The organism is Planococcus lenghuensis, from assembly GCF_001999905.1.
Taxonomy (GTDB): domain Bacteria; phylum Bacillota; class Bacilli; order Bacillales_A; family Planococcaceae; genus Indiicoccus; species Indiicoccus lenghuensis.
Genome location: NZ_CP019640.1, coordinates 3,325,846 through 3,340,192, shown reverse-complemented (window position 1 = coordinate 3,340,192; position 14,347 = coordinate 3,325,846). Strand labels below are relative to the sequence as shown.

The 14,347-nt window shown below is 47.6% G+C and carries 13 protein-coding genes; 11 read left to right on the top strand and 2 right to left on the bottom strand.

Going from position 1 to position 14,347, the window contains the following annotated elements:
* Window positions 1-30 precede the first annotated feature (30 nt).
* From B0X71_RS16875 to B0X71_RS16845, 7 genes are all read left to right on the top strand, one after another.
* Window positions 31-801: an SDR family oxidoreductase gene (locus tag B0X71_RS16875; protein WP_077590518.1), complete on the top strand. Its 771-nt coding sequence runs from the start codon at window positions 31-33 to the stop codon at window positions 799-801.
* Between the two features lie 44 nt (window positions 802-845).
* The gene (locus B0X71_RS16870) at window positions 846-1,802 is read left to right on the top strand and encodes a sugar kinase (protein ID WP_077590517.1); all 957 of its coding nucleotides are present in this window, start codon (window positions 846-848) and stop codon (window positions 1,800-1,802) included.
* A gap of 20 nt (window positions 1,803-1,822) precedes the next feature.
* Window positions 1,823-2,443 carry a bifunctional 2-keto-4-hydroxyglutarate aldolase/2-keto-3-deoxy-6-phosphogluconate aldolase gene (locus tag B0X71_RS16865; protein WP_077590516.1) on the top strand — a complete coding sequence of 207 codons (621 nt, stop codon included), beginning with the start codon at window positions 1,823-1,825 and terminating at the stop codon, window positions 2,441-2,443.
* A 14-nt stretch (window positions 2,444-2,457) separates the two neighbouring features.
* Entirely contained in the window at window positions 2,458-3,537 is a 1,080-nt protein-coding gene (uxuA, locus tag B0X71_RS16860; RefSeq protein ID WP_077590515.1) for a mannonate dehydratase, read from the top strand.
* A gap of 47 nt (window positions 3,538-3,584) precedes the next feature.
* A complete protein-coding gene (locus B0X71_RS16855; RefSeq protein WP_232336864.1) occupies window positions 3,585-5,702 on the top strand; it encodes a glycoside hydrolase family 3 protein in 2,118 nt (705 codons plus the stop codon).
* Between the two features lie 971 nt (window positions 5,703-6,673).
* Window positions 6,674-7,783, top strand: a complete 1,110-nt coding sequence (locus B0X71_RS16850) for a carbohydrate kinase (RefSeq protein ID WP_156889906.1) — start codon at window positions 6,674-6,676, stop codon at window positions 7,781-7,783.
* On the top strand, window positions 7,780-8,697 hold the full coding sequence (locus B0X71_RS16845; RefSeq protein WP_077590512.1) for a pseudouridine-5'-phosphate glycosidase: 918 nt from the start codon (window positions 7,780-7,782) through the stop codon (window positions 8,695-8,697). Before B0X71_RS16850 ends, B0X71_RS16845 begins: the two co-directional genes overlap by 4 nt.
* Window positions 8,698-9,179: 482 nt before the next feature.
* Here the strand turns inward: B0X71_RS16845 and B0X71_RS21060 are convergent, their stop codons facing one another.
* Entirely contained in the window at window positions 9,180-9,350 is a 171-nt protein-coding gene (locus B0X71_RS21060) for a hypothetical protein (RefSeq protein ID WP_156889905.1), read from the bottom strand.
* Between the two features lie 208 nt (window positions 9,351-9,558).
* Between B0X71_RS21060 and B0X71_RS16840 the strand changes: the two genes are divergently transcribed.
* Both B0X71_RS16840 and B0X71_RS16835 read left to right on the top strand, forming a co-directional pair.
* Window positions 9,559-10,065, top strand: a complete 507-nt coding sequence (locus tag B0X71_RS16840) for a DUF421 domain-containing protein (RefSeq protein ID WP_077590511.1) — start codon at window positions 9,559-9,561, stop codon at window positions 10,063-10,065.
* A gap of 226 nt (window positions 10,066-10,291) precedes the next feature.
* Window positions 10,292-10,750 carry a DUF305 domain-containing protein gene (locus B0X71_RS16835; protein WP_077590510.1) on the top strand — a complete coding sequence of 153 codons (459 nt, stop codon included), beginning with the start codon at window positions 10,292-10,294 and terminating at the stop codon, window positions 10,748-10,750.
* A gap of 329 nt (window positions 10,751-11,079) precedes the next feature.
* Here the strand turns inward: B0X71_RS16835 and B0X71_RS16830 are convergent, their stop codons facing one another.
* Window positions 11,080-11,604 carry a hypothetical protein gene (locus B0X71_RS16830; protein ID WP_077590509.1) on the bottom strand — a complete coding sequence of 175 codons (525 nt, stop codon included), beginning with the start codon at window positions 11,602-11,604 and terminating at the stop codon, window positions 11,080-11,082.
* A gap of 347 nt (window positions 11,605-11,951) precedes the next feature.
* On the opposite strand from B0X71_RS16830, the gene B0X71_RS16820 reads away from it, so the two are divergent.
* Window positions 11,952-13,511 (top strand): FAD-dependent oxidoreductase, encoded by a 1,560-nt coding sequence (locus B0X71_RS16820; protein WP_077590507.1) that lies wholly within the window; start codon window positions 11,952-11,954, stop codon window positions 13,509-13,511.
* A 182-nt stretch (window positions 13,512-13,693) separates the two neighbouring features.
* Window positions 13,694-14,314, top strand: a complete 621-nt coding sequence (locus B0X71_RS16815; protein ID WP_077590506.1) for a YdhK family protein — start codon at window positions 13,694-13,696, stop codon at window positions 14,312-14,314.
* Window positions 14,315-14,347 lie beyond the last annotated feature (33 nt).

Below are 14,347 nucleotides of genomic sequence, written 5' to 3'. Positions count from 1 at the left end.
GAAATCAAGAATAAACTGGAGGTACAATAATTGGGAAACTTATTCGATTTGACAGGAAAGACAGCGGTAATTCTGGGCGGAAGCAGTGTATTAGGGAGTTCAATAGCTAAAGGACTGGCTGAACAGGGCGCAAGAATCGCCATCGTTGGACGGGACATGGAAAAAGCGGGAAGTGTGGCGAAAGAAATCGAAGCAGCCGGCGGATCGGCTGAATCCTTTCAGGCGGATGTAAGCTCGCTCGAGTCGATACAGAACCTTGCCGAGGAAGTCGAAGCATGGGCCGGCGGATGGGATATTGTGCTCAATGCCCCCGGGAAAAACAGTTCCACTCCTTTCTTCGAGCTTGAGCCTGACGAATGGGACGAAATCATGGACGTGAACTTAAAAGGGCTTGTGTTTACAACCCAGGTCTTTGCGAAGCGAATGATCGAACAAAAAAGAAAAGGCAGTATCATTAACATTTCTTCTGTCTCTTCCACGACGCCACTGTCCAAAGTGTTTACGTACTCCGCTTCAAAAGCCGGTGTAAACAGTGTGACCCAGTTCCTGGCGAGAGAATTCGCGCCTTACGGAATTCGTGTCAACGCAATCATCCCGGGATTCTTTCCGGCTGAACAAAACCGGAAAATTTTAAGTGAAGACCGGATTGCATCGATTTTAAACCATACACCGATGGATCGTTTCGGTGAACCGGAAGAACTCCAGGGAGCGGCAGTCTATCTCGCTTCTGATAAGGCTTCCGGCTTCGTGACCGGCTCGCTGCTCCGCGTGGACGGCGGCTTTGGAAGTATGACAATCTAAGCTTTTATAAAGACTGCACAGCGATCAAGAGAGGAGCAATTGTTTTGCCAGAAAACTTTGGTGTTTTTACATTGGGTGATGCACTCATCACATTTAACCCATCGGATACCGGCCCTCTTCGGTATGTCCCAAACTTTACCCGCAAAGTTGGCGGTGCCGAGCTGAATTTCGCTATCGGCTGTTCGCGCCTCGGGTTGCGTTCCAAATGGGCGAGCCGGCTGGGCGGCGATGAATTCGGCCGTGTCATTTATAATTTTGCGCGCGGAGAAGGTGTTGACATGACCGATGTTGAATTTGTCGAAGGCTATCCGACTTCATTGAACTTTAAAGAAATTCGGGAAGACGGATCCGGCAAAACGTTCTATTACCGGTATCAGTCCCCAATTTTGACGATGGCACCTGAAGACATCACGGAAAAGATGTTCGAAGGGATCGACCTGATCCATCTGACAGGTGTTTTCCTGGCCATCGACTCTGAGAATCTCGCAATCGTCAGGAGAGTACTGAAGATTGCAGAAAAAAGGGCCATTCCCATTTCGTTTGATCCCAACATCCGGCTTAAGCTTTGGACGCTGGAACAGGCAAAAGCCGCATATATGGAGATTCTGCCATCAGTGGATATTTTATTGACGGGGCTTGATGAATTCGAATTGATCATCGGTGATACCTCGAAGGAATCGCTGGAGCACTGTGCCACCCGGTTCGGCATCGGACAATTGGTCATCAAAGACGGCGGTAACGGGGCGCGTGTCTACACAGATGGTGTATGGCATCAAAAAGAAGCGTTCAGCGTCACTCCGATTGATACGGTTGGTGCAGGAGACGGTTTTGATGCCGGTTATATTTATGGTGTGCTGCATGACTGGTCACCGGAAGAAACACTGGAATTTGCCAATGGGGTCGGCGCTCTCGTGACGACTGTCTCCGGTGATAATGAGGGATTACCGTACCTGGAAGAAGTATTGGCGTTAATCCGGAAAGAAAAAATTATCGAACGTTAATCCAGAGGAGGAAGCAGCGCTTGTTAAAACACTCCATCTTATCTCAATTGACTGACGCAAAAGTGGTGGCGGTCATCCGTGGCGCGAGTCCGGAAGAAGCGATCGAACTAACAAAAGCGGCGGCCAAAGGCGGAATCCGCACGGTTGAATTGACTTACACGACCCCTTCCATCCATAAGGTATTCGGGGCGCTCGATCACGAAGATATCCTGCTCGGCGCGGGTTCGGTACTCGATCCTGAGACGGCGCGCCATGCCATCCTGGCCGGTGCCAAATTCATCGTCAGTCCGCATTTTAATGAACAAATCGCACCTGTCTGTAACCGTTATGGCATTCCCTACTTGCCGGGCTGTATGACAATCCGTGAGATGGTCAAGGCGTTGGAATGGGGAAGTGATATCATCAAGCTGTTCCCGGCCAATAGCTTCGAACCATCTTTCATTAAATCGGTCAATGGACCGCTGCCGCATGTCCGCATCATGCCGACAGGCGGAATTAACCTGGATAACATCCAAACTTGGTTGGCAAGTGGTGCGGTAGCTGTCGGAATCGGCAGTGATTTGAACAAAGCATATGCAGCCGGCGGTTTTGAAGCGGCTGTTGAACTCAGCCGACAGTACATGCAAAAAAGCGTGCAATAAAAGGAGAGACTACGATGAATATGACATTTCGCTGGTACGGTCGGGACAATGACACCGTTACGCTTGAACATATAAAACAGATTCCGGGTGTCAAAGGCATCGTCTGGGCACTTCATGACAAACCGGCTGGAGAGGTGTGGACGAAAGAGGAAATCCGAAGAGAAGTGGAAGCTATCGAGTCCCATGGTTTCCACGCGGAAGTGGTGGAGAGCGTCAATATCCATGAATCGATCAAACTCGGCAATCAGGACCGCGACCGGTACATTGAAAACTACAAGGAATCCATCCGGAACCTGGCGGAGTTTGGAGTTAAAGTGATCTGCTATAATTTCATGCCGATCTTTGACTGGACACGGACGGAAATGTTCCATCCGCTAGCAGACGGTTCCACTGCATTGTTCTTTGAGAAGACGAAAGTGGAGCGACTGGACCCGAAAGAACTGATCCGCACTGTAAGCGAAGCATCGGATTTGACGCTTCCCGGCTGGGAGCCGGAAAAACTGGACCGCATCACCGAGTTATTCGAAGCCTATAAGGAAGTTGATGAAGGGCAATTATGGACGAATCTGGAGATTTTCCTCAAAGAGATTTTACCGGTGGCAGAAGCCGCGGGTATTAAAATGGCGATTCATCCGGACGATCCGCCATATTCGATCTTCGGTTTGCCCCGCATTATCACCAGTGAAAAAAGTTATGAGAAATTGATCCGTATCTCGGATTCACCGTCGAATGCCTTCACATTCTGCTCGGGGTCGATGGGGGCGAGTCCATCGAACGATATGGTTGCCGTCGCAAAAAGATATGCCAACCGGGCGCCATTTGCGCATATCCGCAATGTGCAGATTTATGAGAACGGCAATTTTACGGAAACCTCCCATTATACCCGAGATGGGTCGATTGATGTAAAAGGAATTGTAAAGGAACTGCATGAGCAAAATTATACGGGATACGTGCGGCCGGACCATGGCCGCCATATCTGGGGTGAAGTCTGCCGGCCGGGTTATGGCTTGTATGACCGTGCGCTTGGAATCATGTATCTGCTCGGGCTGTGGGATGCCTATGAAGCCACCCGGGAGGAAAATGCCGGTTCTTGAAAAATCGGTTGGATTCGTCAGTGGATTTAGGAGGAATGAAAGTGAGAATGGATGATCAACAGCCGAAATTAGAAGTCAGAGCCAAGGCAATCATCGAAGCGGACGGATTGAAGTTCAAGGATTTGAATGGCAACGGTCGGCTCGATCCCTATGAGGATTGGCGTTTGAGCCCGAAAGAGCGGGCGGAAAATCTGGTCTCCCTGATGACGGTCGATGAAAAGGTCGGGATGATGCTTATCAATACCCGGCAGATGGGACTTTCACAAAAGGACAAGGACAAGACGAGCCATGACGGCAGGCTGGATGAAGGGATTGTCGAGAAGGGTGAAAGTATATTCGCCGCTTCCAAAATCTATGGAACAACACATACCATTGAACAGATGCATTTGCGGCATTTCATTTTACGGGACAATTGGAGCCCGGATCAGATGGCTGAGTGGGTCAATGCAATGAACGAAGTATGTGAAGGCACCCGCCTCGGGATTCCCTGCCTGATTGCGTCCAATTCCAGAAATGAGCATGCGGAAGCTATATTTGGCATGAATGATGCGTCCGGTATTTTTTCGACATGGCCAGGTACTTTAGGCCTTGCGGCAGCAGCAAAAGGGGATATGAAAAACGGCGGAGATGCGTCTCTGATCAGCCGATTTGCCGAAATTGCGCATGACGAATGGGATGCAGTGGGCTTGCGGAAAGGCTATATGTACATGGCGGATACAGTCACCGATCCCCGGTGGCAGCGGACATACGGAACCTTCGGTGAGGATCCTGCGTTTATTTCCGAGGCGATCGGCCGCATCATCGACGGCTTTCAAGGCAAGGAACTGGGAAACCACAGCATCGCCATGACAACCAAGCATTTCCCAGGCGGCGGTGCCAGGGAGAACGGATTTGATCCGCATTATGAGGAAGGCAAGTGGAACCTGTACCCGACTCCGGGAAGCCTGGAAAAATACCATCTGCCGCCATTCAAGACAGCGGCAGATCACGGGACATCATCCATCATGCCATATTACTCGATTCCAAGCATCAAAAAAAGTGTCGTACAGGAAGTTGAAGGGGAAGACATTCCGTTTGAGGAAGTCGGTTTCACGTTCAATCATTATTTCCTGAATCACATTCTCAGAGGACAGCTCGGATTCAAGGGCTATGTGAACAGTGACAGCGGAATCGTGAATAAAATGGCATGGGGAGTTGAAGGACTGAGTGAAGCGGAACGGTTCGCAAAGGCCATCAACGCGGGGACCGATCTCATAGCGGACACGAATGATATCGAAAATCTTAAATTGGCTATCAGTAATGGCTGGATCAGTGAAAAACGAATCGATGAAGCGAATATCCGACTGCTCACGGAGATGTTCACCTTGGGCTTGTTTGATGACCGCACGTATGTATCACCTGAACGCGCCGATTCGGTCGTGAGTACGCCGGCGCATTGGGAAGCGGCTTATGAAGGCCATAAGAAATCAGTCACCCTACTGAAAAATAAGCGACAGGTTCTGCCCTTGACCGCAGAGAAACTGACCGGGCAGAAGGTCTATGTGGAAGTGTTTCATAAAGAGCCGGAACGGGCCGCCTCATATACCGAAGAAGCCAGAAAAGAATGTCAGGAACTCGGGCAGTTTAACCAGACATCCGACTACGAAGAAGCGGATGTCGCCATTTTGTTTTTACATCCTAAATCGGGGTCGTATTTTTCCGCAACGCCAGGATTGCTGGAACTTGAAGTATGTGAAAATAAACCATTAACTGCACTGGACGGGAAACCTTATGAAGAGACGACCTTAAGCGATATGAGCCGTCTTGATGAAATCACATCGAACCTTCGCGACCGCGGGGGCAAGGTGGTCATAAGTGTGAATGTCACTCTGCCATGGATTCTTGGAAGTATTGAACCGCTGGCGGATGCTTTGATCGCCGGATATGATACTTTCTTTAAAGCGCAGTTTGAAGTCATGGCAGGAGCGGGTCATCCGACAGGCGTCCTGCCGCTTACATTGCCAGCCAGTGAAGCGGTCATTGCCGTTGATGAAAATGGAAATTGTATATCAAGGAATGACGTGCCGGGGTATGATAAGGATCTCTATATGCCGGAAGGCCTTAAGTATGCCTATAGAGATGAAGAAGGAAATGTTTATACGCTTGGCCATGGATTGACTTACTAATTGCCATATATATAGATTGAGTTAAAAAACCAGCATTTTTCGGTTACTGGTATTCAAGGCACCAACGCTCGCTTGCTCCTGCGCAAGCTCGTCGCAAACCGCCGCGGCAATTGCTTTGCCTCGGCAACTCGCAGGCGTCTCGCGTTTTTCCCTTTTTAACGCTGTTTTCAATGCAGAGTATTTAGCTCAATTTATATAGTTTGATATTGTTTGCTAAGCGGACGCTTTATGCAATAAAGCGGTGGGGAATATAAAAAATTTCCCCTTATTGATTAAGAGACTGCGCGGACAGCGGAAGATTCATCAGATGAAGAAGCGGCAGCAAGTTCTGAAACGGACTAATGGATTATAATCAAACACCTTCGTGCAGATACACTGGAGACAGGTATAGAAATCGGAGGTGTTTTTGCATGGGCAAAAACATAAACTCAAGTGAAGATAAAAATTGAGATTGAAATCCTAAAAAAAGTATCGGGAGTGACATCGCCTATTGTCTTTCTTATTTTCAGCAATGTAAATTGGTCACTTGGTAATCTCTCTGGTCCATTCTTCTGATTTTGTTTTGCGTTATCAGAAACTAAATCGGCATTCCCCGATTTTTGAAGTATCTACATAAGTCGATCTATAGGATTTACATTTTTTTAAGACCGGCATGCGGGGTCTTGATCCGTCTTACTGCTCCTGCGATTACTCGTCGCAAATAACCGCGGCAACTGCATTACCGCGGCGGTTCACAGGCGTCTAGCATTTACTCCTTCCGATGTCAGAAGGGATGGTGAATGGTTACCTCAACTCATATACATTTCAGCGCTTACTCCCATGCAATGGTTTTTTTATTCTTAATGCAATATGTTTGACGAAACACAGGATAAAACGTACACTGTAAACATAAGTTTATATATAAGAACTTTTGTTTAAACTAATGATAGGGTAAAGAGAAGGAAATTGTCAGATGGGAAGAGGTGAAGTGGATGCCTGAAAAACTTAATGACAACGAGCAAGCTGTATTGGAACTGATCCGGAAGGACCCTTATGTTTCCCAGCAGGAGCTTGCGACAGCGGTGGGCCTGTCCCGTCCGTCGATTGCCAACATCATTTCCGGTTTGACGCGTAAAGGGTATATTTTTGGCAGGGCTTATATTTTAAGTGGCTCGGACCCGGTGATTTGTGTTGGCGGCGCGAATATTGATCAGAAATTCCATATCAAGGACAAAGCGCAATTAGGCACGTCGAATCCCGTCAATGTAAGAAGGACCGTAGGTGGCGTAGCCCGCAATATCGCAGAGAACCTCGGCCGCCTCGGTATGGATGTATCTCTGATTTCTGCAAGCGGCACCGATAAGGATTGGTCGATTATCGAAGAGGCATCAGAATCATACATGAATCTGGATATGGTGACACAGCTTATGGGAAGTTCAACCGGCTCGTATACAGCGGTACTGGATACAGAGGGTGAAATGATTATCGCATTGGCGAATATGGAAATCTATGATGCCATCACCCCTGAATTGCTGCAGCAGTATGAAAGTCTATTGAGCCGCTCGAAAAGTATCGTCGCTGATTTGAATTGTCCGAAGGATTCCGTTCAGTTCTTGTGCCAGTGTGCCAGAAAGCATCAAGTGCCGATTTTCCTGATTTCTGTTTCGGGGCCGAAAATGAATCGGTTGCCGGAGGATTTGGATGGCGTCACTTGGCTGATCACCAACCGGGATGAATCGGAAACTTTTTTTCAGCAGGAAATCCGGAATGACGAGGACTGGCGAAAAGCGGTGGACAATTGGCTGTCACGCGGAGTTGAGAATGTGATCATCACTAATGGAAAAGAAGGATCCATGATCGGCAATGAAGCAGAAGGGATTTTTCACGTCCCTGCATTTACAGCAAGAGAAGTCAAAGATGTCACGGGCGCAGGGGACGCTTTTTCATCCGCTGTGATCCATTCATGGCTGGCAGGTAAATCGTTGATCGACATAGCGAAAGCCGGAAGTGCAAATGCGATTAAAACTTTGGAATCACCTTATACAGTGAGACAGGATTTATCAGCAGAACAATTACAAAAAAACTTGGAGGAATTAATATGAGACAGCACCTTACATTTTCTGAAGAAGTACAGACTGCGAAAGAACAGGGAAAACCGATCGTCGCTCTTGAATCCACCATCATCTCTCATGGCATGCCTTATCCGCAAAACGTGGAAACCGCTCGGGCAGTAGAGGAGATTATCCGTGAAAATGGTGCGGTTCCGGCTACGATTGCTTTGATCGATGGAAAAATAAAAATCGGCTTGACCGACGAAGAACTGGAAATATTCGGGAAAAGCGAGGATGTGGCAAAAGTGTCCAGACGTGACCTCGCTTACCTGCTCGCGACTAAAAAAATGGGTGCCACAACTGTAGCCGCAACAATGATTTGCGCTGAACTCGCAGATATCCATATTTTCGTAACCGGCGGCATCGGGGGCGTTCACCGAGGTGCTGAAACGACGATGGATATCTCGGCGGATTTAGAAGAACTCGCGCAAACGAATGTAGCGGTCATCTGTGCCGGCGCCAAATCGATTTTGGATCTGGGCTTGACGATGGAATATCTTGAAACAAAAGGGGTGCCTGTCATCGGCTACCAAACTGATGTGCTTCCAGCATTCTTTACACGCACCAGCGAATTTGCTTTGCAAATCAATGCACAAAACCCGGAAGAAGTTGCGTCAACGCTGAAGGTGAAATGGGACTTGAATCTCAGAGGGGGCGCTGTCATTGCGAACCCGATTCCAGAAGAACATGCGCTGAATGAGGCGTTTATCGACAGCGTCATCGCTTCGGCGTTGCAAGAAGCGGCAGAGCGAAACATTTCCGGCAAGGACGTTACGCCGTTCATGCTTGGCAAAGTAAAAGAATTAACAGAAGGCAAGAGCCTGGATGCAAACATTGCGCTGGTTAAACACAATGCAGTGATTGGATCAAAAATAGCGGTAAGCTTCAATTCAATGAATCAGTGAAGCAGGCATTCTAAAAACATGCGGACACATCTTAACCGGGATGTGTCCGCATGTTTTTTGGTTTATGCCCCTGTAAAAGGAACGATTACGGGTATCCACCCACGTTTCTTACCCAAGAAAAACTAAATTCCGCTTCTTTTATCTGTTTCTTCTGAAATATTAGGGTAATACATCTATATACGCTATTGGAAGCGCGGGAAATGGAGCTCTTACTTACAAAAACACCAATCAATTAAGTTAGGAGGCAGTACTGCGGAACGACTTTACCGGGTTGTGGGAGCTATCCTGCTCATTGAGACAACGATAGCTCTTTTTCAGGCAACCTTGTGAGCGGATGGCAGTGCAGGACCGGTCATTCTGGTTGGCATCTTGTTTACATGGGTGCTGTTACTTTGGGCTGGATGGACACTGTTTTTTACAGGAAATGAAAATTCCATTATTGACACACGGGACAAGGGTCTCATCTCCTGAACAAAACACATTTACTTTGTCGCCTGTACGATTTCACCATGGATATAGAATGGCTCTTCGTCAACGTCTGCACTTATCAAAAAGAAATCGCTTCGAAGCGGACGCTTCCCGCGGGCAGTCGCAAGCCGCTTCGTACGCTTACGCAATCTGCAGGGGCTCGCTTGGCCCGCTGATCCCGCCAAAAACCGTTGCTCCTGCGCAAACTCGTCGCAAAAGACCAGTTCAAACTGCGTTTGTCCTGCTCTTTCGCCGCTTGCGATTCTTTCTTTCAGGTTGGGTTGCGGCCACTCTTCCCCTCATTAAATTCTATTGCTATTCCCCTTGTTACCGGAAAGAAATCAAGTACATTTCTTGGCGGAGAGCCATAATACTTTATGAAAGGAAGATTAGATGTTTGATATTACATGGGACAGTTTTGTTCAAATTGTTTTAGGCGGGGTTCTTGCATATGTCGGTCTGATTATTCTATTGCGGGTCTCCAAAAAACGGACTCTTTCGCAGCTGAATATGTTTGATTTTGTCATCACCATCGCTTTCGGTTCTGCCATGGCGTCTGTCATTTTAAGTTCAAGTGTCAGTCTTCTGGAAGGGTTATTAGGGTTTGCGGTGCTGATTTTCTCTCAATTTATTGTCACGTTCATCTCTTTTCGGTCAGATAAATTCACTTCGCTGATCAAGGCGGAACCAAAATTGCTGTATTCAGAAGGACAGTATTATCGGGATGCCATGAAAAGCGAACGGGTGAAGGAAGTGGAAATTCTGCAGTCCATCCGTAAGCAGGGAATCGGTTCTTTGGATGAAGTGAAGGCAGTGGTCCTGGAAACGGACGGCAGCATGTCGATCATCAAGAAAAAAGTGGGGGATACCCTGTCAAACGTCAAAAAGCCGTCAAGCTGATGGCTTTTTTCTTTGATTGGGCTTTGATTCCGGAGCTGGATACATTGTTTCTGAACTGCATTTGGTTGCCTGGTATTCCGGTCAATCAAACGAAGTTTTTCAGGGAATGAGAAACGATGTGCTTCTCTGGAGTGTGCGGATTTTACGGATTTTCTACTTAAACTGTTTTCAAAAGAAGAAAAGAGGGGAAAGAGGAAATAACCATGATGAAGAAAGGAAGAGGGACATGAAAATGTATATCCGGTTCATTTTGATGGTCCTGACAGCCACTGTAATCATGTACGGGCTCATGTATTCCACGGTATACCGCTGGGATCATGTTTTCTTCAGTGAAATGCGGACGTATATGGCTCTGTACATGGGAGCTGTCATGGCAATTGTTATGCTGGCATTCATGCAGCATATGTATAAAGATAAGAAAAAGAATATTACCATTTATGTGGTCAGCGCACTTTTAATTATTGTTCCGTTCTGGCTTGCCCGCAGCCAAGCGACGATTGATGACGTGGACTATATGCAGGCGATGATTCCCCATCATTCGATTGCAATCCTGACAAGTGAGCGTGCTGAAATTTCGGATCCCCGTGTGGAACAACTGGCACAGGATATTATTAAAGCACAGCGCAGGGAAATCGAGGAAATGAAAAAACTGATTGACGACCTTGAAGAAACGGAAGACGAATAGGAATCAGCAAAGCCCCTGCCTCTGAGTTGATAATCGGTATACAGAACGATTTGAAAGCAGGGAGTCTGGCTGTGCTGCATTAGCACATCAATGACACAAAAAACGGCCATCCGGTAACCGGGATGGCCGTTTTTCATGAAAAGCGCATGCATGGACTATTCTCTTTCGCGGGATTCCACCGATAGATGACAACAGTAGGCGGGCACATACAGAGTTATGCCCGCCGATTGAAAATGGGCTAAGTAAATCAGCGGAATTGAACTTAAACAAGATATGGAAGCGCGAGTGGCAAAGCGCTTGCTTTGATGGATTGCGCTCAGCCTGCAGGATCATTCTTTTTTCATATGCTTGAAATGATCCAGAACTTTCTTTTGCTCCTCTGCGCTGCTGACTGGTGTAACCTCAGCATTGTTTTCTTTCAGGAATGCGGTGATTCCTTTCGCTAATTCGACTTGCTGATGTGCCATATCCAAATGTGCCTGTTTCACTTTCGGTTCTTTCATCTTCATTGCTGAAAACATGTTATCCACAGCCATTTGCTGGGCGGTGGCTTTTGCTTCCAGTGCCAGGTGAATCTCCAGCTTGCGACCTGTTTCCGCATCTTTTTTCTTTGCTTTTGAATCGCCGCTCAGTTTATCCACGGAGGGCACTTCAGCAAAGTCTTCTTTATCCGGATCAATCATTTCAAGCATAACGGCTACATGGTTGCGCAATGCTTCAAGTTGGGCATCAAACAATTGTTTCAACACCGGATTTTCCACTTTCTTTAACTGCATCTTCGTTTTTCTGATAATGCCATCGTGCGAAGATAAATGTGAGCTGATCAGACCTAAGTCGGCAGCTGGCAGTAACATATGATCATCCCTTCTTTTCTGCTGGAGTTTTTCTTTGTATCGTAACTTTACCACTGGCAAATTAGGGATAAACTTGAACAAAACCGTAAGTTGGCTTGCCGCCATGCACTTGATGGTTCGGCAAATTGCATCATACTTCGGAAACTGCCTTATTACTATTCTGATGTTTAACAGTTTGAAGGCGGAACCGAAGGGTAAAAGGAAAAAATATAACAGTAAACAGCAGAAATGGCATATGGAGATTCAAACAGTGAAAGCTGTCTGACCGGGTATGTTAAGCGTATCAGCCGGCCGCCGTTGTTTATCCCGGTAAATCGAAATCCATACCAACTCGAGGAGGATGTTTGATGACTAACAAGCATATTGAAAAGATGCCTGATGCTTCGGAATCTTACTGGCTCAATTCCACAGAATTGCCCACTTTTCCTTCCTTGACGGAAGATCGAAAGGCGGATGTGGTCATCACCGGCGGAGGCATTTCCGGGATTATGACTGCTTACCAGCTCACTCGAAAAGGATACCGCATTGCACTCATCGAGGCAGATCGTATGCTGAACGGAACAACAGGCTTCACGACGGCAAAACTGACTGCCCAGCATGGTCTTATCTACGATCACCTCCTGCAGCACAATGGAGAAGAAACGGCCAGACAATTCTATGAAGCCAACACGGAAGCGGTTCAGTATGTTAGAACCCTTATTGAAGAAAAAGGGATCGACTGCGACTTTTCTGAAGAACCTGCGTACGTCTTTGCGGAAGACGAGGAGCAGAAGGAGAAAGTGGTAAAGGAAGGGGAAGCCTATCAGAAGCTTGGAATTGACGGAGAATTTGTTCATACACTTCCGCTTGAGATCGAGCATTTAGGGGCGGTTGTCATGAACCGTCAGGCCCAATTCAATCCGGTTAAATTCCTTAAGCCTTTAATTGAAGAAATCATCACCCAAGGCGGCGAGGTATTTGAAAATACACGCGTAACCGATATTGAGCCGAATCCGCGGCCGTCTGCCGTGACGAGGGAAGGTCATAAAGTGGAAGGGGATTATTTGGTTGTCTGCTCCCATTATCCTTTTTATGATAAGGAAGGCTATTATTATGCGCGGCTGAGCCCGAGCCGTTCATACAGCATCGCGGCAGAAACAACCGGGGACTACCCTGGCGGCATGTATGTGAATGCCGGACAGCCTGCCCGCTCCCTGCGCTGCATTCATGCTGATGGGAAAAAAATGGTGTTGGCAGGCGGCTACGGCCATCCAATCGGCCATAAACAGAATACGGAAGAAAACTACAGCAAGTTATATGAATTTACAGATCAGGTTTTCGGCATCGAAAACGTTCCATACCGCTGGTCATCTCAGGATCCCGGCACTTTGGACCAGATACCGTATATCGGCAAGTATTCGACGGAAATGAACAATGTGTTCGTCGCGACCGGATACCGGAAATGGGGCATGAGTTCCGGTGTGCTGGCCGGCCGGTTATTGACCGATTTGATCAGCGGTGAAGGCTCAAAGTATGAGGAAATGTTCTCTCCGCTGCGGCCGATTTCAGAGCCCAATATGAAACAGCTTACCCAGACCAGTTTTCACGCAGGGAAAATGTTTGCAGAAGATAAGGCCGAAGAACCGAAGGGCCGATTCGCCGATCTGCAGACTGATGAAGGGAAAGTCGTGAAGTATAACGAACAGCGGGCTGGTGCATATCGGGACCGGCAGGGCAGCCTGCACGTCGTCGATACAACTTGTACGCACATGGGGTGTGAAACGCATTGGAATAACAGTGAACGCACATGGGACTGCCCATGTCACGGCTCCCGTTTTTCGTATAATGGAGAAGTGGTGGAAGGACCTGCGACTAAACCTTTAAAACGGCTGTTTGATGGTGCCCAGCCGATTGACAGCTTGGAATAAGAAGCCGATGTTGAAATATATGACGGCATGAAAATGTCGTCATTTTTTTGATCATTTACCATCTTTTGCTTCAAAGAGTAAATAGAATTTCTGTGTCACGGAAATACCATAGTTTCTGCACAACAAATGCGAGGATTTCGCTTATACTGAGTACAAGCTATTATGAAAGAAGAGGGATTAGTATGATTAACCGAAAAGTATCAGCGGGAATGACCGCAACTGTATTCGTTTTATCCTTAGCGGCGTGTTCAGAGGCACCGGAAGAAGCGGAAGGGTCGCTCGGCATGGACATGGAAGACGGTTCCCATGAAGGGATGGACATGGAAAAAGATCCGGCTGAAGATATGGGAATGGCTGAAGACGCACATGAGGGAATGGATCATTCAGGTTCAGCTGAGCTGCCGGAAGGTCTGCAGGCGGCAGTGGATCCCGCATTTGAAGTCGGAAGCCAAGTCTTCGTGGAAACTGATCACCTGATGGGAATGCAGGGGGTGGAAGCGACCATATCCGGTGCATATGATACGGCTGTCTACTCCATCTCCTATACGCCGGAAGACGGGAACCCGGTTGAAAACCATAAATGGGTTGTCCATGAGGAACTTGAGAACCCGGGCCCGGAGCCGCTGGAACCGGGAACAGAAGTGACTGTGATTGCTGACCACATGGCTGGCATGGCAGGAGCAGCGGCAACAATCGATACAGTTGAGGAAACGACGGTCTACACGATTGATTATGTTACATCATCGGGAGAAGAAGTCATGAATCATATGTGGGTAACGGGAGACGAATTATCGGCCGAGTAAGACGAGAATAATTGACTGGTTATGAAGCATGCG